The 20,389-nt window shown below is 36.4% G+C and carries 21 protein-coding genes; 7 read left to right on the top strand and 14 right to left on the bottom strand.

Annotated features, from left to right (window positions below; genetic code table 11):
* Nucleotides 1–192 precede the first annotated feature (192 nt).
* From H3R29_RS00770 to H3R29_RS00750, 5 genes are read right to left on the bottom strand one after another with little or no spacing between them, the layout of a single operon-like run.
* Nucleotides 193–1,041, bottom strand: a complete 849-nt coding sequence (locus H3R29_RS00770; RefSeq protein ID WP_110445528.1) for a PTS system mannose/fructose/sorbose family transporter subunit IID — start codon at nt 1,039–1,041, stop codon at nt 193–195.
* The gene (locus tag H3R29_RS00765) at nt 1,038–1,859 is read right to left on the bottom strand and encodes a PTS sugar transporter subunit IIC (RefSeq protein ID WP_122037219.1); all 822 of its coding nucleotides are present in this window, start codon (nt 1,857–1,859) and stop codon (nt 1,038–1,040) included. The genes H3R29_RS00770 and H3R29_RS00765 overlap by 4 nt, the downstream gene beginning before the upstream one ends.
* Entirely contained in the window at nt 1,856–2,332 is a 477-nt protein-coding gene (locus tag H3R29_RS00760; RefSeq protein ID WP_122037218.1) for a PTS sugar transporter subunit IIB, read from the bottom strand. Before H3R29_RS00760 ends, H3R29_RS00765 begins: the two co-directional genes overlap by 4 nt.
* Nucleotides 2,313–2,762, bottom strand: a complete 450-nt coding sequence (locus H3R29_RS00755) for a PTS sugar transporter subunit IIA (protein ID WP_198202289.1) — start codon at nt 2,760–2,762, stop codon at nt 2,313–2,315. The genes H3R29_RS00760 and H3R29_RS00755 overlap by 20 nt, the downstream gene beginning before the upstream one ends.
* Nucleotides 2,752–3,843, bottom strand: a complete 1,092-nt coding sequence (locus tag H3R29_RS00750; RefSeq protein WP_198202288.1) for a tyrosine-protein phosphatase — start codon at nt 3,841–3,843, stop codon at nt 2,752–2,754. Before H3R29_RS00750 ends, H3R29_RS00755 begins: the two co-directional genes overlap by 11 nt.
* Before the next feature lie 166 nt (nt 3,844–4,009).
* Between H3R29_RS00750 and H3R29_RS00745 the strand changes: the two genes are divergently transcribed.
* A complete protein-coding gene (locus tag H3R29_RS00745) occupies nt 4,010–4,810 on the top strand; it encodes a MurR/RpiR family transcriptional regulator (protein ID WP_198202287.1) in 801 nt (266 codons plus the stop codon).
* 224 nt (nt 4,811–5,034) lie between these two features.
* Here H3R29_RS00745 and H3R29_RS00740 read toward each other — a convergent pair whose 3' ends face one another.
* The 7 genes from H3R29_RS00740 to coaA all read right to left on the bottom strand — a co-directional run bounded on the left by H3R29_RS00740 (nt 5,035) and on the right by coaA (nt 11,552).
* Nucleotides 5,035–5,799: a ChbG/HpnK family deacetylase gene (locus H3R29_RS00740; protein ID WP_198202286.1), complete on the bottom strand. Its 765-nt coding sequence runs from the start codon at nt 5,797–5,799 to the stop codon at nt 5,035–5,037.
* A gap of 9 nt (nt 5,800–5,808) precedes the next feature.
* Entirely contained in the window at nt 5,809–7,224 is a 1,416-nt protein-coding gene (locus H3R29_RS00735; protein ID WP_198202285.1) for a PTS transporter subunit EIIC, read from the bottom strand.
* Nucleotides 7,214–8,065, bottom strand: coding sequence for a PRD domain-containing protein (locus H3R29_RS00730; RefSeq protein WP_046324216.1), 852 nt, complete (start codon nt 8,063–8,065; stop codon nt 7,214–7,216). Before H3R29_RS00730 ends, H3R29_RS00735 begins: the two co-directional genes overlap by 11 nt.
* Nucleotides 8,066–8,084: 19 nt before the next feature.
* The gene (locus tag H3R29_RS00725) at nt 8,085–8,576 is read right to left on the bottom strand and encodes a PTS glucose transporter subunit IIA (protein ID WP_198202284.1); all 492 of its coding nucleotides are present in this window, start codon (nt 8,574–8,576) and stop codon (nt 8,085–8,087) included.
* A 245-nt stretch (nt 8,577–8,821) separates the two neighbouring features.
* Entirely contained in the window at nt 8,822–9,394 is a 573-nt protein-coding gene (gene efp / locus H3R29_RS00720) for an elongation factor P (RefSeq protein WP_046324214.1), read from the bottom strand.
* 181 nt (nt 9,395–9,575) lie between these two features.
* Nucleotides 9,576–10,565 carry an ornithine cyclodeaminase family protein gene (locus tag H3R29_RS00715; protein ID WP_198202283.1) on the bottom strand — a complete coding sequence of 330 codons (990 nt, stop codon included), beginning with the start codon at nt 10,563–10,565 and terminating at the stop codon, nt 9,576–9,578.
* Nucleotides 10,566–10,637: 72 nt separating this feature from the next.
* Nucleotides 10,638–11,552, bottom strand: a complete 915-nt coding sequence (gene coaA / locus H3R29_RS00710; protein ID WP_198202282.1) for a type I pantothenate kinase — start codon at nt 11,550–11,552, stop codon at nt 10,638–10,640.
* Between the two features lie 95 nt (nt 11,553–11,647).
* Between coaA and H3R29_RS00705 the strand changes: the two genes are divergently transcribed.
* A complete protein-coding gene (locus H3R29_RS00705; protein ID WP_187156854.1) occupies nt 11,648–12,220 on the top strand; it encodes an SGNH/GDSL hydrolase family protein in 573 nt (190 codons plus the stop codon).
* 14 nt (nt 12,221–12,234) lie between these two features.
* On the opposite strand, the gene H3R29_RS00700 is transcribed toward H3R29_RS00705, so the two are convergent.
* On the bottom strand, nt 12,235–12,684 hold the full coding sequence (locus tag H3R29_RS00700; protein WP_198202281.1) for a GNAT family N-acetyltransferase: 450 nt from the start codon (nt 12,682–12,684) through the stop codon (nt 12,235–12,237).
* 8 nt (nt 12,685–12,692) lie between these two features.
* Complete coding sequence (gene helD / locus H3R29_RS00695; protein WP_198202280.1) at nt 12,693–14,987, bottom strand: RNA polymerase recycling motor HelD; 2,295 nt, start codon at nt 14,985–14,987, stop codon at nt 12,693–12,695.
* Between the two features lie 210 nt (nt 14,988–15,197).
* On the opposite strand from helD, the gene H3R29_RS00690 reads away from it, so the two are divergent.
* The 5 genes from H3R29_RS00690 to H3R29_RS00670 all read left to right on the top strand — a co-directional run bounded on the left by H3R29_RS00690 (nt 15,198) and on the right by H3R29_RS00670 (nt 20,356).
* Complete coding sequence (locus H3R29_RS00690) at nt 15,198–15,842, top strand: matrixin family metalloprotease (protein ID WP_198202279.1); 645 nt, start codon at nt 15,198–15,200, stop codon at nt 15,840–15,842.
* Nucleotides 15,843–15,865: 23 nt separating this feature from the next.
* On the top strand, nt 15,866–16,510 hold the full coding sequence (locus H3R29_RS00685) for a histidine phosphatase family protein (protein WP_046324208.1): 645 nt from the start codon (nt 15,866–15,868) through the stop codon (nt 16,508–16,510).
* Nucleotides 16,511–16,538: 28 nt separating this feature from the next.
* Complete coding sequence (locus H3R29_RS00680; protein WP_198202278.1) at nt 16,539–17,393, top strand: bifunctional 2-polyprenyl-6-hydroxyphenol methylase/3-demethylubiquinol 3-O-methyltransferase UbiG; 855 nt, start codon at nt 16,539–16,541, stop codon at nt 17,391–17,393.
* Between the two features lie 153 nt (nt 17,394–17,546).
* Entirely contained in the window at nt 17,547–18,929 is a 1,383-nt protein-coding gene (locus H3R29_RS00675) for a glycoside hydrolase family 1 protein (protein ID WP_198202277.1), read from the top strand.
* The gene (locus H3R29_RS00670; RefSeq protein ID WP_198202276.1) at nt 18,929–20,356 is read left to right on the top strand and encodes a PTS sugar transporter subunit IIC; all 1,428 of its coding nucleotides are present in this window, start codon (nt 18,929–18,931) and stop codon (nt 20,354–20,356) included. The genes H3R29_RS00675 and H3R29_RS00670 overlap by 1 nt, the downstream gene beginning before the upstream one ends.
* Nucleotides 20,357–20,389: the final 33 nt, after the last annotated feature.

The raw sequence follows: 20,389 nt of genomic DNA, 5'->3' as shown, positions 1-20,389 counted from the left end.
AGTATGGCTGCCGCAAGAAATTCAATATTTTAAAATAAATAGCCAAAAAGATTAAAAACTAACCGTAATTCGTATTGTATTACTGAGGTCGGGTCTTAATAGTGACACATAAAGAGACTGCTAAATACGTTAACAAAACGTTGATTTAGCAGTCTCTTTATATAACATTATAGTTTTTAAACTAATTATTCATTACAAAATCTTGAAATAGGTTAAGCCAACTACTACCACCATCATTGCAATAATTAACATTGCTGCATGTTTACCATTAGTCTTCTTTAAGATGTAGTAAACCAAAACAGTTACCAGTAGACTTAACAGACCTGGCATAATTTTATCAAACATCGATTGCAAGCTAATGACATTGCCACCAACTTTGTTAGATACATTAGAGTGAACAACAATTTTTAATGGTGTTTTGACTTTAATAACTGTTGAAATCAGAGCACCAACAACCATTAATCCAACTACATTAGCCATTGTGGAAATACGCTGGATGACATCGCTTTGTTCGTTATTATTTAAAAAAGCAATTCCCTTTTTATAACCAAATGAAACAGCATAGTATCTTGCTCCCATATTAATTATGTTATAGAGAATAAACATCAAAATCGGGCCAAAGATGCTGCCACCAAAAGCAATTGAGGCACCAATACTACCAACGATTGGCAACCATGTAAATTTAATCAGACTGTCGCCTAAACCGGCCAAAGGTCCCATTAACCCGGTTTTTAATGGATTGATCCCATCTTTTTCATCAGGAGATGTTGTTTCCTCCATTGCGGCTGATAATCCTAAAATTACAGCATCGAAGTTAACGTGAGAATTATAGAAAACCAAATGCCGCTTCATAGCTTCTGATAAGTCTTTTTTATCAGGATAGATTTTTGCCAGAGCCGGTGCGATTGCCCGCATAAATCCTACACCTTGCAGCGTTTCATAATTTAAGGTAATGCGCATAGTATTGAGTCGCATAAACATGCGCCAAATATCTCTATTGTTCAATTTGTGTTCAGGCGCAGTTAACTTTTCTTCACTCATAGGTCATAGTCCTCCTCATCGTCTTCTTCATCGCTGCTTGAATTATTTAATTGCGTGCTTGGTGAAACTTGAGCTTTAGCACTAGGCTCACGAGTTGCTCTTTCGTATAAGAAAGCAAACACCAAAGCGATCAACGTAATTGGTAAGATATCTAATTTTAAATAGGAAGATAAGACGAAACCTAAAATAATAAACATCCACAATTCGCCTTTTTTAAGCATTGTCATCATTAATAATGCAATACCCACTGAAGGAATGATGGAGCCTGCCGTGCTTAAGCCATTAATAATAAATTTTGGCAGGTCATTTATTGCTTGTTGAATTGCTCCTGCACCAAATTGCAGGGCCAAAAAAGTAGGGAATGCACAAGCAAAACCGTATAAAAATGCAGGTGGCCATGTTAGCCAAAATGTACCTTTAACATCAGCATTATCAGCTAGCCGTTTGGCCCAGCCGTTAAGAGAACAGTTAATTGTTTCGATTAAAACAAGTAGTTGTTGCGCCAAAATTGAAGTTGGAACAGCCAGTGTAATGGCAGTTGCCACCATTGTTGAAATATTGCCACTGGTGTTACCCATTATTGCAAGAGAAGTACTAATCATCGTACCGGTAATGATGTCTGGAGCCATATAGGCACCAACATCACCAATACCCATCCACATAACTTCAAGTGTTGCGCCAATAATAAGTCCAGCTTGCAAATTGCCTAAAATAATACCCACAATTGGTGCAATTAACAAAGGCCGCCTGAACATCTTTGTACTGACATTATCAATTCCTAAGAGAAAGGCCAAAGCCGTTAAGATAAAGACTTTCATTTCTGTAAAACCTCACTTAATTTAACTGCTCCATCTGTTGGAACCATTTGAATCTCTATATCTACTCCTAAATCCAGCAATTTCTCCAGTGATTTCTTTTCCTCATCAGTTAAGAAAACAGCTTTGGTATATTGTTTACGTTCATCATTGCCGCGAATGCCACCAATATTTAATTTTGGTATCTGATAACCACTGTCAACAATCTTTTCCACCGTAAATGGAGAGGCAAATAAAAGCATGGTTCTTCTTGTAACTGGGTTGTGAGGGACAATTTTTAAAAATTTCTCAGTTGAAAAAATATGTAATTTAACATTGCGCGGAACACTCATTTTTAAAACATTGGATTGAATTTTATCCTTGGCAACCTTATCATCAACAATTATCACTTGCTCAATCTGCTTAACATTAAGCCAAGTCGTTACCACTTGTCCGTGAATTAAACGATCATCAATTCTACAAAATTCCACTGCCATCTTCGTCTTGCTCCTCTTCTTTAAATCTATCTGAAATATTCTGAAAGCCCATGTTATAGGACTTCTCTAGTGATTCTGCTAGTTCAGCCAAACTGCGATTGCGATTGGTGAATAAATCTAGCAACATTGGCAAGTTCAACCCGCTTAACACCAAGATGTTGTCTTTTTCTAAGCAAAAGGTGCCACTGACATTTGACGGGGTGCCACCTAAAATGTCGCATATAATGATGGTGCCATTACTGGTGTCAAGTTCATCATACATTTGATTCATTTTTTCTTTTGCCTGATCCAAGTTCAGGTCTTCAGTCACAGCCAAATAAGCACAATTATCTTGCTTACCTACAATCATTTCTGTGCTACGCAGTGCTTCTTTTGCCATGTAACCATGACTAGCTAAAATCACTGCAACTGCGGAATTTTTATCTGCCATTTTCGTTCCCCTTTTCCAAATAAAAATCTCTGGCTTTGTTAATTTCTGCCATAGTTAATTTAAAATGTTGCTGAAAGTAATTTTCAGGAGTACCAAAAAGCTCGTATATTTTATTGATTGCCGCTTTAATGTAACTTTCGCGCGTATCAATCATAGCCATTAAATAATCAAGATATGATTTTTTCTGAACCAGTTTATGATACAAGTCATACTTTAACTGGTTTCTTTCTTTGCGAATAATCTTAGTCAGCATGTAATCGCGCACTATATCTTCTTCTTTGATGTTCAACAGCAGCAATATCAGCATTGAGCCAAAACCGGTTCTATCTTTGCCACCACGGCAATGGTGAAGTAATGGCAAAGCTTCTCTGCGCACCACAGCTTTTAGCATTCTGCCATAAGACTTTTGCGCAATCGGAGAGGTTACTAGGTCCTCATAACTTTCAATGACATTGTCGCCACGATCGTTGATATACCTTTCTGGGACTTCACCATTTTCCAAAGACTGTACCAATTTTTCATTTTCACCTTTTAAATCAACTACATTTGCGGCAGCCTCAGAAAAGCTTGACTGTGGGTCACAATTGAGAATTTGTAAAACTGTAGGTAAATATTTATTGGGATGATACTGTCTTTCATGTGGTGAACGATAATCAACAATTGTTTGCAAGTTATAATTTGTTAATATTTGCCGATCGCTGTCATTAAGCTTTGATAACTGATCTCCGCGAAACAAAACACCCCATTTTAAAAAGCGCCCGTCTTTAGCTGAGTAGCCTCCCATATCTCGGATATTGATTGCATTTTCAAGTGGAATAACTCGTTCAGCAAAGATATTCGTCACAAAATGAGAAGCGGTGTTTTTGATAATATAGTATTTTGGCAAATTCTTGCGTGGAATTTTAACTGTAAAATCACCGCTAGAGCTTTCCGCTATAACCTTTTGTATTTTTTCAAGTTCTGGTACATCACCTATTAAAAGCTGATAAGGGCCATTGTTCTCATTCTGCAATTTAATTATCAGTTGCTCGCCATCACGTTTCATAGAAATGTTCGGTAAAATGTATGGTTGCTTTTTCATTAGCTTTTGATACCCCTTTCATTAATGATAATACTACAAGAAAATATTTTTCGCAATTTATTTTTAAAGAAAATTATTTTCATTTTTGATAAAATGTAGTACAATGAAAAAAAGCAAATCTATCCGCTTACAATAAACTTTAAGGCTTTCTTGGGAGGAAATTATTTTGAATCCACTTATAGCAATCCAAAAAAATTATTTGAATTTTTCTAAAAATGAAAAAGTTATTGCCAATTATATTTTGCAAAACAGTCCTCAAATAAATAATATGAAAATTACTGAACTGGCACGTCACACTTCAACCTCTATTTCAACCATTACCAGGTTCGTCAAGAAAATCGGCTGTCAAAGTTATTCCGACATGAAGGTTAGCATTGGTCATCATTTAATTAATACTGTTCCTAAACAAAAAGATGACATTTTAAGTGAAGTTTTTACTTTTTATCAAACAGTTATTAAAAATACTCAGCAAATGATAGATCAAAGTCTAATCAAGCAGTTTATTGCGTTGTTAAAAAAGCAAGAACATATTATTGTAATTGGTTCCAGTAGTTCCGGTGTTTCTGCTGCTACATTTGGTCTGAGACTTATGCGAATGGGTTTCGATGCTCAAAGCTTCAGCGATCCAAATTGGATGGAAATGCGTGCTAGTATTGCCAACAGTAATGATCTTTTTTTAGCTGTATCAAATAGCGGTACAACTGACTGCATTGTTAAAACACTGACCTTAGCGCAGAAACATCGGGCAAAAATCGTTTCGATTACCAGTTATCTCGAAAATCCTGTTGCTCAACTTAGCGACCTGATTTTTCACGTATATAATCCGCGCTTTGCTAATAACGAGAAATTTATTAATTCCCAGTTTTCGAATATGTATCTAATTGATATTTTGACTTCATGCTTGCAAGAAGAAGCTGATTTACAAAAGTCAATGCTTACTACCAGAAAAGCTGTAGGTGATATTTAGTAATAAAAGTTGGCTATTAGTCATATTAAAAAACAGGCAATAGCCAATTTTGATTCATGATGTTAGGGTTTCTGAACTATTTAAACTGATAAATAGTATCAGGATCACGAAAAAAGCTGTATGAAAAAAGCATTGAGCAACAACACTCAATGCCTTTTTGTTGGTCAGAAAAAATTTAACCACCAAGACTTTTTATTTTCTATTCCTTAAGACTCACTATTATTTCAGCTTAACTCTGTATATCTGGCTAAATGCAATCCCTTGTCTGCAATTTCCTGTGCTACCTTCGGATCACATAAAAAGTCCACTTCTTGAGTACGCGGAATAGTTAGACTGGATTGCTGAATGATACTCTGGTCTAAATATCCTGGATGACAAACCATCATTGGTACATTATCAGACGAATTAGCTAAAGCAAATTCAATAGTATGAGCGAAAGTACGATAGGGATCATAATTTGGTTTCATACTGTCCATAAAAGTTGTAATTGTCGTATTCTTTTTAAACTTAACAGGATTTAAGTCTAAATCGAATGGTAACAATGGTAAATTATGTCTTTCAGCAACTACTTCAAGACCCTTTAACAAGTTTGCACTGTATACAGCGTGCGCTTCGAAATAATCAGGCTTTTTGCCAACAATTTTTAAAAAATATTGGTATTGTGCTTCAATTTCAACGATCACTTCATCCAGATTAACCACATCGTGGTCTGTAGTTCGATAGACCTTAGATGGCTTAAATGAGCCATCAGATGTTACTAAACTTGGTATTTTTTCTGGATCAGTCAATGGCTTACCTGCACAAATCACTGTATGCATCCCAATATCAAGATCAAATCCTTTCAATAGGTCCAACCCATGAAGTGTATCTTTCATATTGACCATTACACCAACATTATTGATCAGACCATGTTTGACACTTTCATAAATTCCGTAATTAACTCCTTTGGAATAACCAAGATCATCTGCGCGAATAATTATATTTTTCATATTTTCCTCCTATTTATTTTTGGGTTCAACGCCAATAACATAGGTAGCAATAGCTGCTACTATTAAGGCAATTGCTGCACTTACAATACCATTGATTAAGTTTGCAGTAGATCCGCCTACATAAGCAGTTAATGACATGAAATTAGCTACCGGCACAATTACATAGCCAGAGACATGCATTATGGCAGCGTATATACCACCAGCAAATCCACCTATCATCATACCAACGAATGGTCTACGATATTTAATTGCTAATCCGTATAAGCCTGGCTCTGTAACACCACCAATAAAATTGGCAATAAAGTAACTAAATGCAAGTGATTTTTCTTTTTTGTCTTTTAAACGTAGTGCTGCACCTAAACTCATACCAGCTACCGCAAAACTGGCAGCTAGAGAACCGAGAATAATGAAGTTGTCATGACCTGTCTGTGCTACAATTGTAATCATTGCACTGATCATCACTAAATGCATCCCTGTGATCACTAAAAGCTCCCACAAAGCGCCTATTAATCCTACGCCAATAATAGCGGCAATACCACCCAGTTGACCAAAGGAAATAATTCCCTTAGAAACATATTCACCTACAAATCCTCCAAGTGGTCCAAGTACGCAAAGAGCAAGTGGCAGCATAATAGCAATTGTTAATGTAGGTGCAAGTATAGTCCGCAATGATGCAGTAATATGCTTATTAAAGAAGCGCTCGATATATGACATTATCCAAACTGACAGTAAGATTGGCAAAACCGAACTGGCATAATTAGTCAAATGCATAGGAATACCATATACGGTAAACGGCTTTCCCGCTGCAACAATTTTTACCAATCCTGGATCAAGCATAATTGCTCCTAGAAAAATCCCTAAAATTGGAGAAGTATTAAATTGTTTAGCTGCAGTATAACCAATCGCAATGGGGAAGAAGTAAAAGCCAGCGTCACCAACAAAACTAAATAATTGATACAAGTCACTATGTACAGAAATAACATTTAGCATAGTTGGACCAAGTACTGCCACCAACATTTTAAACATTGATGCTGCAATCAACATGGGAATAAGTGGCGTTAGACTGCCAGCAATTTTATTTAAAATTGTATTTCCAACAGATTTCCACGTTAATTTTTCAGATTCACTTTTTACGTTATCTTTTTTTTCAGTCACTGGTGCAGCTTCAGTTAAATTACCCACGGCAGTAACCGCATCATAAACTTCATTAACCGTTTGGCCGATAATAATTTGATATTGTCCCCCAGATCTTGCAGTTCCAAGTACGCCCGTAATATTTTTTATCTCATCATCTTTTGGTATGCTCATATCCTTAAGATTAAATCTTAACCTTGTCATACAATGGGTTACACTAACAACATTTTCATTGCCACCAACTGCAGTAACAATTTGCCGAGCCATTTCCTGATATTTTTTATTCATCATTGCTTTCCTTATCATTTAATTGTGCGATCATTCTTTGAACATAAATCATTAAGTAAAATTCTTCATCATCAGTAGTATTTGTTCTTAGTTTTTCATCAATCTGATTAATGATATCGACTGTACATCGATACACTTTTGAATAGTTCTCTTTAAAACTTTTCCTGAGTAATTTACTGGAACCATCATTAATTTGTTCGTCATTTTCTAACCGCTTCAAGTAGTATCTTAAATGCGTAATAAATCTGTTGTAGATAAAAGATTTACGATTAACTTTTAGCTTAAATTGCTTTTCAATCTCTTTTACGATTAAGTCGGCAATTGAGTCAAAACTCTCTTTACTTATTTGCAATTTTGTAACTACTTGAGAATTAATAAAATGCATTGCTATCGCAATTATTTCTTCTGAGGGTAATTTTATGTTTAGCTTTTGTTCAATCATTTTTAAGGCAATCTCACCAACTTGGCATTCTTGCGGGTAAAAGGACTGAATATCATATGAAAATGGATAGTCAATTCGTACCCCTTTTCTTGAGCGTTCAATTGCAAAGTTAATATGGTCTGCCAGGCTAAAAAGAATATTTTGATTTAAGTCTTGGTTTAAAATAGTTTGCGCTTGCTGAACAATATCGGCACTAACCTCTAAAACGCTTTCCGGAATTTCTTGAATCAGTTTGAAATTACGACTATCAATTCGGTAAAAAGTCATTTTGATTTTACTTAAATCAGTTAGTTCATACGGAGTTTTTGGATAGCCAATGCCTTTACCAAACGCTACTAATTCGTCGTGATTTTGATCTAAACAAACTGCTACGTTATTATTTATCCGTTTAACAACCTGCATTTAGATACTCCCATTAAACTTATTTTTCGACTATTATATCCAGATTAGTTACATTATCGCCATAATTTTTAGTCATTTTCCAGCCTTGATGCTCTGGAATTAATTTGGTAAAGATGATCATAGTAGTCAGATCAACTTCTTTGCTCTCAAGGAACTCACGACTCAGTCTAACTAATTCTTGACCTTGCGTTATTTCTTCATTCTGCTCAACTACGGCTGAAAAGCCTTGTCCATTTAAATTAACTGTGTCTATACCAATATGAACAAGTACCTCATCCCCATCCTGTGTAACTATCCCAACTGCATGGTGACTTTCAGGTAATGAAACAATTTTTCCGGCTACTGGTGCAAAAACACTGGTCGCTGTGGAAGATAAGCTTATTGCAAAGCCATCTCCCATCATTTTCTGTGAAAAGACTGGATCTTTTACTTCGCTTAAATTTTTCAATATTCCTGGAATAGGTGCAGTAACAGTAAATTTGGTAGTTTTCTTCTTGAAAAAATTAAACACAATTTCCCCCTTAACAAAAAAACTCTTTGAAGCACAACAATTAGTAAGTATTCAAAAATACTTCGACTAATGGTAATGCCTCAAAGAGTAACAATCCATTTTTATTTATGTAAAATATTATACACAATTAGATATTTTTCTGCAAGCGCTTTTTATGTTTGGAATATACTTGAGAGTATGCAGAATTGCAACCGTTAAACAAGAAAAATAAAATGCAGTCATTGCGGCTGCACCCTTTACTATAATTATTTACTTCCTTCAGCTCTCGACTTATAGGAACCTTCAGCTGTATTGATAACCAGCTCCTCCCCTTCTTTAATAAAGTCGGGAACTTGAACTACTAATCCGGTTTCCATTGTGGCTGGTTTACCAGAACCGGTAACAGTAGCACCTTTAATGCCTGGTTCAGTATGAGTTACTTTCATCGTTACAGTTGACGGTAATTCCACACCCAGCAATTTACTGTCATTAGCAAATTCCAACTGAACTTCAATATTAGGCATCAGATAAAGTTTGTCATCACCTAATTGTTCACTTGAAACTTCATATTGTTCGTAAGTTTCAGTATCCATGAAAGTATAAATATCACCCTCATTATAAAGATATTGTGCGTTTTTCTTAGTGATATCAACTAAATCTACTTTCTCAGTTGGACGCATAGTCTTATGAACCACAGCACCACTTTCAACGTTGCGCAAATCCATTTGCATAACGGTGTTGCCCTTTCCCGGCTTATGGTGGTTAGCTTTCAAAACCCGAATTAATTTGCCGTCTTGACTAAAAACCATACCTTTTTTTAAGTTTATTGCTTGTACCATTTTTTACTCCTTTAAATCCATTTATTAAATTAATTATTGACTTCAGGAAACCACGCCGGAGGTAAAGCAAACTTTTTTATCAATAATAAATAAATCTCATTCATAATGATTAGTATAGCAAAATTTGGACTTTATCAACACCATAAAATCAATCATTTTAAATAAACTAAAAAGTTGAGACTTACATGTTAACTTGAGTTCCAACGTTATGCTTTACAGCGTTATTATAAATAGACTTTGCGGCCATTAGATCTTGAGCCGCGATACCAACCGTTTCAAAGAAAATTACTTCGTTATCATTTTCGCGTCCTGTTAATTCGCCGCTCACGACTTGACCAATTTCACCAGTAAAGTCGGCATTAGAAATCAAGCCTTTATTTAACGGAATAATTATGTCACCCGATTCAGCCAAAACAGCGTCTTTAGAATCAAAGTAAATTTTATCTGCTTTAGCAACTAGTTCTGCTGGTGTTTCTTCCATCTGTGGTTGATAGGCACCTACACCGCAAATAGTAGCACCTTGCTTAATAAAGTGAGCATCATAAACTGGTTTAGTTGACGGCGTGACAGATATGACCACATCTGCATCCTGTACCGCTTCATTACCAGTCTCAACCGCCGTGATTTTGGTGTGGTATTGGGCCAAGTCCTTTTGCATTTTCACAGCAAACTTTTGAGCACGTTCAAAATCAAGGTCACTTACGGCCACCTCATCCAGGTCTCGCACAATCAACATGGCTTCAAGCTGAGTTGCAGCCTGTCCGCCAGTGCCAATTAAGGCACCCTTTTTACAATTCTTTTTTGCCAAGTACTTGAGTGCAACTCCTGCAGCAGAGCCGGTGCGTAATTGGGTCACATAATTACCGTCCAATATAGCATTAACTATACCGGTTTGGGCATCAATATTTAGAACTTGGGCATTAATAGAAGGTACTCCCTGACTAATATTTTCAGGAAACATATTCAATACTTTCACGCATGCAGCTTCGTAATCTTCACAAAAAGCGGGCATACATAAGAAAGTATCCTTACCATTTTGCTTAAGAATTTGAGTTCTTAATGGTACATCTACTTTGCTGGCAGAAAAGTAACGAAAAGCGTCACTGACCGCAGCAATACAATCTTTTAGTGAATAACATTTTTCAATATCACTTCTGTTTAACAGTAACATTTGTTTCTCCTGCTATCTCCCAATATCATTATTTTAAAGCCTCTTATAAATTAAAGTTATCCCCGCTACACGCTAGATTTGTTTGAGATAAATTTTGTCAATAACATGGCCAGCAGTTTTATGCAAAATCAAACTGGCACGCTGTTTGGTAGGGGCAATATATTCCCGCAAATTAACCAAATTTACCATTTGCCAAGTTTCTTGTGCAAATGTGAGAGCTTCATCCCGTGGCCCATTAGCCATTTCATAATAAAAGTTATGTGGATTATTTTTATTGAGCTCCAGCAATCTGACAAAACGCTGCATAAACCATTTTTCAATCAGGTCTTCTGGTGCGTCAATATAAATCGAAAAATCGAAAAAATCGCTGGTTACAATTTGACCATTGGTAGGTAGTTGCAACGTGTTAATTCCCTCAATAATTAAAATATCAGGCTCACATACGTGACCATATTTTCCGGGAACAATATCACTTAACTCCTGAGAATATAGGGGGTAAACAATGTCTTTCTTGCCACTTAAGACATCTTGTAAAAAATTAATAAGCAAGTTCATATTATAACTTTCGGGAAAACCTTTGCGGTCGGTTAAATTGCGCCTGGTTAATTCTTGATTGGAATAAATAAAACCATCTGTAGTCATTAAGTGCACTTTTAAACCTGGATATGAACGACTAAGTAATATTTGCAAAAGCCGTGCAGTAGTTGACTTCCCCACTGCTACGGAACCTGAAATGCCAATAATAAAGGGGGCGCTTGCAACTTTTTGGTGTAAAAAACGCCCTTGCTTTTGCTGCAAAGTCCGCTTTTCTTGATAGACTAAATAAAGATATTTGATTAAACTGTCGTATACCTCTTGCACATCAGTTAAATTGATAATATCTCCTAAAGATTTAATCTTAGCCAATTCATCTTGAGTTATTTTAACCGGTTCAGTGGCAGACAGTGACTGCCATTCTTCTCTATTAAACTGTAAATAATTTTTCATCCTAGATATCCTTGAATTTTAATTCTTATAATATAGTAAAATAAAAACATAAAGTTCTTTAATTAATTTCCTTAATCATACAGAAAGGCAAAACTATGAAAAAAATAATCTTATTTGGTGACTCCCTGTTTAATGGTTACCGTGCTGGTCATGATACTAAAATAGTAACTACTGGAGTGCAAAAAGAATTTGCTGGTCAAGCTCTAATTAGCAATTTATCTTTAAGTGGTGCCACAACAGCTCAAGGCAAGCAGCGTTTAAACTTAATTCCAACAGATTCTGACATAGTGGTCCTTGAATATGGTACAAACGACATGTCTACTGGTTGGGGAATCAGTAGTGCTGAGTATGCCGCCAATCTTAACGACATGGTTAAAAGTATTGGTGCTTCGAAAATGATTATTGTAGGTCCTGCTTATGAGGATCCTAATAATAAGTATATTATGCAATACTACAATCACCAAAATATGACAATTTATAATCAAATCGCTATAGATTGTGCCCGCAAATATAACATTCCTTTCATTAACTTGATCGCTAATTTTTGTCAGTTAAAAAATTTATCTTCATATTACCAAGAAGATGGACAGCATCTTACAGCTGCAGGAAATCAAATCTTAATTAACCTGGTAGTAGCGGCAATTAAACAAAAACTTGCACAATTATAGTGCAAGTTTTCATCTTATAAATCCTTATACATCATTACATGCTTAATGTCAGCTTCTGTAAAAGGCTCACCTTTAGTATGGTAGCCTAAAAAGTCGTAGAAGGGTTTAGCCTGCCATTGTGCATGACAATAAAGGCGGTCAACTCCCTGATTACGCAAGTATTCATGAACCTGAGTCATCATTTTGGTACCCAGTTTTTGCCCGCGGGCCGTTTTAGCAACTGCTACTCTGCCTAACAACCACTTGCCTTTTTCTTGAAAAATGCGGCAAACAGCCAGAGCGTTAGTTTTTTGATCATTCAGTAAATAGACTTGAATGGCAGCCAAATCTTCGTCATCCAGCTCGGGTACCGTAATTTCCTGTTCCGTTACAAATGTATCTATCCGCAAACGAGCAACGCAAAACATTTCCCGCCCAGTCATTTGCGCAACTGTCTTAAACGTAAATTTTTCACTTTCAGTCATAGAATCACCTATTTTTCTATATATGTTTCTGGGTCTACTTCAAGAAGTGGGCTCTTTTCATTTGCATAAATAATATCAAGCTTGTACATTGCACGAGAAGTAATTGTGTAGACAAGTTGTGTTTCATCAATGCGATGATAATTTTCTTTTGAAGCAGCCCACATAATGACTGCGTCAAATTCCAGACCCTTAGCTAAATATGACGGGATGACAAGAGTACCATCTACCAAACGTTGATTGGCAGTAGCAATTAGCGTCGCCTTCACCCTATCCTCTTTTAGTTGCTGCGCTACAATTTTCGCGCTGACTAAATCTTTGGTGATGATCGCCGTTGTCAATTTGGTTTGATCATTTTCACTTAAAATTTGTTCTAGTACCTGCATAGCAGCAGTATTATTGGACCGCCCCCACAGAACTGGTTTAGGCCCTTGACGGTTAAATGATTCAATTTTTTCGCCTTGCCGCAGAATTTGCTTGGTAAATTCTGTCAGTTGCTTGGTTGAGCGATATGATTTGGTTAATTGCACCACATCAGTTTTTTCAGGATCAAATAGACCACTAATCTGCTTAAGCAGGCTCCTGCTTTCGTCTTTGGTAAAAATAGCCTGATTTAAGTCACCCAGCATCGTAAATTTGGCGCGGGGAAAATTATACTTGAGATAACAAAGTTGAAACGGGGTATAATCTTGAATTTCATCAATAAAAGCATAGCGCATTTCATAATCCACGTGACGACCCGTAATTAGATCATAAAGATACAAATACGCTGAAACATCATTCATATGAATATAATGTTTCATAAAGCTTTGCTTAACATCTTCAACATGTTTTTCCCAGTCTTTTTCGCTAATTTGCCATTTAGCTAAATCAGTCATTTTAGGAACTGCACGTAAAAAGCTCAGATATTGGGCACGCATGTTAATAAAATTATTGCGTCTTATTTGCTGGAAAACTTTTTCCAGTGCTTTGACCACGATTTTACGGCTAAGGAATTTTTCTTCTTTTTCCTCAGATTCGAATTCCTGGTCCGGTCGATCATACAAAGCATTCAATTGTTCCTGGCTGAGGTTTTGAATTGCATCCGCTACCCACGCCTTTTTAGTTTCACCATTAATTTTACGATTAAGTGACTTAATTAATTCCTCACGTGTAGCGTCAATTCTGTTGCTTAAATTATAGTTGGAATTAAATGAATAGTAGAGTTCACTGATTTTTTCTTTCGTAAAAAATGGTTTCTTTTTATTGCGGAAGTAAATATTTTTAAAAATTACCCCCCGATTATTAAGGTGCTTAGCATAATGATGTAATAAATTAAAGAAGTTGGTAGAGTCCTTAAACTGGCTGATAGCAGAATCAGCTGCGCTATCTTCAAATTGGTCAAACAAGTTTTCGACTGTCATTCCCGGCAGTCTCCTCGCCACAAACTGCCAATAGGTCATTTGCACCATGTTTTGTTCACCCATTTCAGGTAAAACATTCTTGATGTAATCGTTAAACAATTGGTTTGGACTGAACATAATGACATCACTACTAGTGAGGTTGCCCCGATAGCGATAAAGCAGGTAAGCTATTCTTTGCAAGATGGCAGAAGTTTTACCAGAACCAGCTGCACCTTGAACAAAAAGCAAGTCGGCACTGGTATTTCTAATGATCTTATTCTGCTCACGCTGAATAGTCGTGACAATTGATTTCATCTGGGTGCCGGATTTTTCACCCAAAACTTCCAGCAACATTTGATCGCCAATGGATTCATTGGTATCAAACATATTAACGATCTTGCCATCCTTAATCATGAACTGCCGCTTTTTAGTCATATCAACGGTAATTTCACCTTCAGGTGACATATAAGAAACTTTCCCAATTTTCCCATCATAATAAATTGAAGAAATTGGTGCCCGCCAATCATAAATCAGAAAATGGTTATTTTTATCAGCAAAGGAGCCCAAACCAATATAAATAGTCTCTGGCTTCTCCCCGTTCTCTTTAAAATCTACTCTGGCAAAATATGGCCTTTGTTCTAACTTTTGCACTGTACTCAGTTGCTTTGCGGCATGCTGCCAGGCATTTTGACGTTCATCAAGCAGTTGCTGCTGTTGGTGAATAGACAATGCAGTTTCCATTGACGTTGAATAACCGTCATAATCTAGTTTTACATCATCAAAAAAGTGTGAATTAAGATCTTGGGCCTCACCTTCAGCGGACTTAATTGACGAAGACAACTCGGACTTTTTAGCTCTAATCATTTTCAAAATCCGGTCGAGATGTTTTTGCTCAAATTCTTTATCATCCATCGCTTTTGTCATAAACTCACCTATTTTTTCAAAACTTGCATTCTATTTTACCATGAAATCGGTTTATATTAAAATCCTGCACTTATTTTTTCAACCAGTAAAATAGGGGCAATTAAGATAATTTAGGCAGTTTATGACTATAATTTAATATGCTAAAGTTAGTAAAATATGATACTTTCACCATTTTTCTTATATAATGTAAGATAATGGAGTGATTAAAGTATGAAAAATTTTCGTCATTTTTTCTCTAAATTAGCGTGTGCACTAGTTGCAATTCTGACAATTGGAAGTGCAATAACTCCCGTTGCTGATAACCCTTTAACTAACTGGCCTTCGCAGACTGTTTATGCTAAAAAGGCTAAAAAGAAAACTAAAAAACACAAAAAAGCTAAAAAGAAGCATGTCGCTGTTGCAACTTCTTGGCGCTGGAAAAAGCCTACAGCTTCGGTCTACATTGATCTTAATGATAATCAAGAACTGATTTCCGCTACTAATGACGCGATTAAAGCATGGAATGATACTAAAGCCTTTACTTTTACCCAAGCTAAAAGCAAGAAAAATGCTAAGATTGTGATAGAGCAGATTTACAGTCCCAACACGAACTATGCCGGTTATACTACCTTTCATTATTACGTTAAAACCGGGATTATGTACTCTGCTTTAACCAGGCTGAACATTTATTATTTACAGAATTTCTCACCATATAATTATACGTATCAACGCATTCTTAATACTGTTGAACATGAATTGGGACATGCAATAGGTCTTAAACATAATAATGGCGTTTCGGTAATGTATCCAACTGGTTCGCTCTACTCAATTGAACCCGTTGATGTTGCCAAGGTTGAAAAATTATACGGGAAATAAGTTAAAAATTTGCGAGGAGTAAAATGAAAAGAATATATATTGTGCGTCACGGTGAAACCTATATTAATCGCTATAACAAAATGCAGGGCTGGTGTGACACACCACTAACAGAAAAAGGAATAGCAGGCGCAGAACAAGTGGGAAAAGTTTTGAAAGACATTCCTTTTGATATCGCCTTGTCAAGTGATCTTAAGAGAGCAAGTGATACTTGCGATATTATTATTAAGCACAACATTAATCATGATGAAATTCAGCACATTGCCACCCCATTTTTCCGTGAACATTTTTACGGCTATTTTGAAGGTATGGATTCGGATGCTGCTTGGCAAATGATTAGCGGCCCACATGGTTACACCAGCCACGCAGAAATGCTTAAAAACGAATCACTAGACACTGTTAAAGATTGGATTAAAGAAGCTGACCCGTTTCATGACGCTGAGAATGCCCATGAGTATTGGCAAAGACTAGATAAAGGTTTTAAATTAATCAGCCAGTTAGATGGCGCAGAAAATATCTTACTTGTTACTCATGGCTTTACCATCCACAGCATTGCTGATCGCTACGGCGATTTTGAAATTAAAAAGCGGCCTCGTAACGCTTCAATTACCATAATGAATATGACGGATAAAGAAATGAAAATTGTTTCATATGACAAACTGAAACTGTAGTATTTTCTTTAATTATAGGAGAAAATTTATGCAATTAGAAAATGAGCACTCGGAAATCACTGACAATTTAAACAACTGGAATGACCGTGCTGTTGTACATGCAAATGGTGGCTATGGCGATCTCACTCAGTTTGTTAAAGATAAAGGTGCTGTTACTACAACTGTTAAGCGTGACTTCGCCGTACTCAAGCCATACTTATCTCATAATACGGTTAAAAACAAACGACTACTTCATCTGCAATGCCACATTGGTGATGATACTCTTAGCTGGGCACGCCTAGGTGCTAAAGATGTATATGGCCTTGACTTTTCACCTGTAGCTTTAAAATATGCTCGCAAGCTAGCTAATGAGGCTAATACTCCAATCACCTATGTAGAAGGTGACGCCCGTTATGCCGCCAAAGCTTTACCAGAAAAAACAGGTAAATTTGATATAATCGTAACCAGTGCCGGTACGATTACCTGGCTACCTGAACTAAAGTCTTGGGCACAATCAATTGCGCAATTATTAGCGCCCGGTGGTATTTTTATGATTCGCGATAATCATCCACTACTGTTTGCACTGGATAATGCTGGACTGGAAATTAAGTTTAATTACTTTAGTGGCACTGAAAATACCTATGAATCAGATGCTTCATATACCCCAAATTCTACTGGAAAAATTAAACATCAAACTAATCATAATTGGGCGCATGATTTTGCAGAAATTATTAATACATTAATTAATGCCGGTTTGACTATTAAAAATGTCGGAGAATACCAGGTTAGTGATTGGCAGTCTTTACCTTCATTAATCTATGATAAAGACCAAGAAGGCTGGATACAACCAACAAATTTACCGCAAGTGCCATTAACCTTTTCAGTAGTAGCACAAAAGCTTTAATAACTTCTATTTAATACTTCGAAATTTTTTCGAAGTATTTTTTATTTTACTTTTAAGTATATATTTTTATAAATAAAATATTGATTTTATTGTTTTAAAAATATATACTTTATGTGTAATTTGTAAACACTTGCATAAAAGGAGTGCGACTGAATGAAAGAACAAAGAAAGTTGCCAAAAAGCTTTTTTTGGGGAAATTCTGTTTCAAGTATGCAAACTGAAGGTGCTTGGAACGAAGATGGAAAAGGTTTATCAGTCTATGATATTCGCCAGCCTTCTGCCAACACGTCAGACTGGCATGTAGCAATCGATGAATATCATAGATATAAAGAAGACCTCGATATTATGAAAGAAATGAATATGAATATGTATCGTATTCAAATTTCATGGTCACGAGTTTGTCCAAACGGAGATGGTGCATTTAATGAGAAGGGAATCGAATTTTATGATCATTTAATTGACGCTATGCTGGAGCGAGGAATCGAGCCAATGGTTTGTCTCTATCATTTTGATATGCCGCTTAAATTAGCTCAAGCATACAATGGTTTTATTTCAAAACATGTTGTTAATGCTTTTATCAGATTTGGCAAAAAAATGATTGATCATTTCTCTGATCGCGTTAAATACTGGATTGTATTCAATGAACATAACTTATATTTCCAAGACCAAGCCTTCAATATTTCTGGATACCAAAATGGCGATAAAAGCTTATCTGACATGTATACCATTTTTCACCACACAATGATGTGTCATATAAAGTTAGCCAACTACATTCATGAAAACTTTACTGATGTCAAGATTGGCGGTATGTTAGCCTACCAACAAATTTACCCGCAGACCAGCAAGCCCGAAGATGTTTGGGCAGCTAAACAAGTGCAAGAATTTTTAAATTTTAATATTTATGATGCTGATACGGGTCGGGGGTACTCCCCAGAAGTCCTACAATATGCTAAAAATAATGACATTAATATGGACATAACTGAAGAAGACATAGCTGATATGAAAAAGGCACAAGCTGATTTCCTCGCTTTTTCTTATTATTCTTCATGGGTGTTGTCAAGTGATCATCTTCCAAAAGGCGAAGCACCTAACCGCTACTTATTACAAGGTGGTGTACCGGCAAAATACGTTAAGACGAATGAATGGGGCTGGACAATTGACCCCCTTGGTTTTAGAAATGCGATCACTACTATGTACAATCACTACCATATCCCGATTTTTCCTATTGAAAATGGCATTGGCCTCAGAGAAAAGTGGGACGGGCAACACATGATTCAGGATGATCAACGTATCAACTATCACCAAGAGCACATCAAGGCTATGAAAGATGCAATTTTTTTAGATGGTGCTCAAGTTTTAGGGTATTTAGGCTGGGGGTTAATAGATATTCCCAGCTCTCAGGGCGATATGGAAAAGCGCTACGGGGCGGTTTACGTCAATAGATCAAATCATGATTTAAAAGATTTAAAAAGAGTACCCAAAAAATCATTTTATTGGTTTCAAAAAACATTTAAAAATAATGGAGATGAATTATAATGGCTAATCAAGAAAAATCAGGTTTCAGTGCCTTTATTAACAAAAAGATATTGCCTCCAATAATGAAATTCGTTAACACTAAAGCAATTGTTGCCTTACAAAATGGTATGGTCTATTCACTACCGTTTATCATTATTGGGTCGATATTTTTAATTCTCGGCAATATTCCAATTCCTGCAGTTGCTAATGCAATTAATGCGTCAGGCTGGGGTGCTTTCTTTGCCCAGGCAAATAACACTACTTTCCAGTTGATGGGTTTATGGGCAGCTATTGGTATAGCTTATGTCTATGTTAAAAACGAAAAGTTTGAACCTTTAGCACCGGCCTTAACTTCTGCAGCTGTATTTATCATGTTACAGAATTTAAGTATAGATAATCCCCTCAAAGCTGCTTTGGCTGGCGGAATTACTAATGGTAATGCTACAATCATGACTGGTAAGGCCGTTACTGAAAACATTGACAAATTACCACATGCTTTACAAGCATTTTTGCAGTCACCGGTTACTGGCGTTATTAATACCAAATGGCTCGGTGGCGACGGGATGATTGCCGCTATCATTATCGGATTACTTGTTGGCTGGATTTACAGCAAAATTATGAAAGCCGGCTGGACTATCAAGATGCCCGAATCTGTCCCACCCGCAGTATCCAATCAGTTTACTGCAATGATTCCAGCTGGGATTATTCTCATTGGAGCAATGTTAATTTTTGCTGGCTTTAGTTCATTTGCACACACCGACTTTTTGAACTGGATTTACAACACATTACAAATCCCACTGCAAGGAATATCAGACTCATTTGGTGGAGCGCTGGCAATCGGATTTTTAGTTCCGTTCTTCTGGTTCTTTGGAGTTCATGGTGGCTTAATCATGGGTTCTTTAGTTGCACCAATGCTACAAGCCAATACTGCTGACAATGCTCGACTATTTGCGGCAGGAAAATTGACATTTGCCAATGGTGCCCACATTGTTACTAATGAGTTTTATAACAACTTCATTAACCTGACCGGTTCGGGAATAACAATTGGCTTGATCGTATTTTGTTTAGTAGCAGCAAGATCTGAACAACTAAAATCAATTGGTAAACTGGAACTAGTTCCTGGTATTTTTAATATTAATGAACCATTTTTGTTTGGTATACCTATCGTGATGAATCCTATGCTGGCTGTGCCATTTTTCTTAACGCCAGTAATAGTGGCAGCTTCAACATATTTCGTAATCAAACTGGGAATTGTACCACCTCTTAATGGAGTAGCGGCACCGTGGACAACACCGGCAGTTATTTCCGGATTCTTAATAGGCGGGTGGAAAATGGCTATTTGGCAGGCCTGCACATTACTAATTTCGACAGCCGTCTATTGGCCTTTTGCAAAGAAGTACGATAAAATGTTATTAATGCAAGAACAAGAACAAGTATCAAATAAATAAGTAAAAAGATGTCACAAATAATGCTAAACTTAT

It is taken from the genome of Lactobacillus sp. M0393 (assembly GCF_016102025.1).
In the GTDB taxonomy this organism is placed as follows: Bacteria; Bacillota; Bacilli; order Lactobacillales; family Lactobacillaceae; genus Lactobacillus; species Lactobacillus melliventris.
This window is presented reverse-complemented; position numbering and strand designations above follow the sequence as displayed.

Excerpts from the sequence above, each read along its gene's own strand:
- H3R29_RS00765 (WP_122037219.1), bottom strand. The coding sequence starts at position 1,859 with ATGAAAGTCTTTATCTTAACGGCTTTGGCCTTTCTCTTAGGAATTGAT.
- H3R29_RS00715 (WP_198202283.1), bottom strand. The coding sequence starts at position 10,565 with ATGTTACTGTTAAACAGAAGTGATATTGAAAAATGTTATTCACTAAAA.
- H3R29_RS00685 (WP_046324208.1), top strand. The coding sequence starts at position 15,866 with ATGAAAAGAATATATATTGTGCGTCACGGTGAAACCTATATTAATCGC.
- H3R29_RS00750 (WP_198202288.1), bottom strand. The coding sequence starts at position 3,843 with ATGAAAAAGCAACCATACATTTTACCGAACATTTCTATGAAACGTGAT.
- H3R29_RS00670 (WP_198202276.1), top strand. The coding sequence starts at position 18,929 with ATGGCTAATCAAGAAAAATCAGGTTTCAGTGCCTTTATTAACAAAAAG.
- H3R29_RS00700 (WP_198202281.1), bottom strand. The coding sequence starts at position 12,684 with ATGACTGAAAGTGAAAAATTTACGTTTAAGACAGTTGCGCAAATGACT.
- helD (WP_198202280.1), bottom strand. The coding sequence starts at position 14,987 with ATGACAAAAGCGATGGATGATAAAGAATTTGAGCAAAAACATCTCGAC.
- H3R29_RS00740 (WP_198202286.1), bottom strand. The coding sequence starts at position 5,799 with ATGAAAAATATAATTATTCGCGCAGATGATCTTGGTTATTCCAAAGGA.
- efp (WP_046324214.1), bottom strand. The coding sequence starts at position 9,394 with ATGGTACAAGCAATAAACTTAAAAAAAGGTATGGTTTTTAGTCAAGAC.
- H3R29_RS00755 (WP_198202289.1), bottom strand. The coding sequence starts at position 2,762 with ATGGCAGATAAAAATTCCGCAGTTGCAGTGATTTTAGCTAGTCATGGT.
- coaA (WP_198202282.1), bottom strand. The coding sequence starts at position 11,552 with ATGAAAAATTATTTACAGTTTAATAGAGAAGAATGGCAGTCACTGTCT.
- H3R29_RS00770 (WP_110445528.1), bottom strand. The coding sequence starts at position 1,041 with ATGAGTGAAGAAAAGTTAACTGCGCCTGAACACAAATTGAACAATAGA.
- H3R29_RS00680 (WP_198202278.1), top strand. The coding sequence starts at position 16,539 with ATGCAATTAGAAAATGAGCACTCGGAAATCACTGACAATTTAAACAAC.
- H3R29_RS00690 (WP_198202279.1), top strand. The coding sequence starts at position 15,198 with ATGAAAAATTTTCGTCATTTTTTCTCTAAATTAGCGTGTGCACTAGTT.
- H3R29_RS00705 (WP_187156854.1), top strand. The coding sequence starts at position 11,648 with ATGAAAAAAATAATCTTATTTGGTGACTCCCTGTTTAATGGTTACCGT.
- H3R29_RS00675 (WP_198202277.1), top strand. The coding sequence starts at position 17,547 with ATGAAAGAACAAAGAAAGTTGCCAAAAAGCTTTTTTTGGGGAAATTCT.
- H3R29_RS00735 (WP_198202285.1), bottom strand. The coding sequence starts at position 7,224 with ATGATGAATAAAAAATATCAGGAAATGGCTCGGCAAATTGTTACTGCA.
- H3R29_RS00730 (WP_046324216.1), bottom strand. The coding sequence starts at position 8,065 with ATGCAGGTTGTTAAACGGATAAATAATAACGTAGCAGTTTGTTTAGAT.
- H3R29_RS00760 (WP_122037218.1), bottom strand. The coding sequence starts at position 2,332 with ATGGCAGTGGAATTTTGTAGAATTGATGATCGTTTAATTCACGGACAA.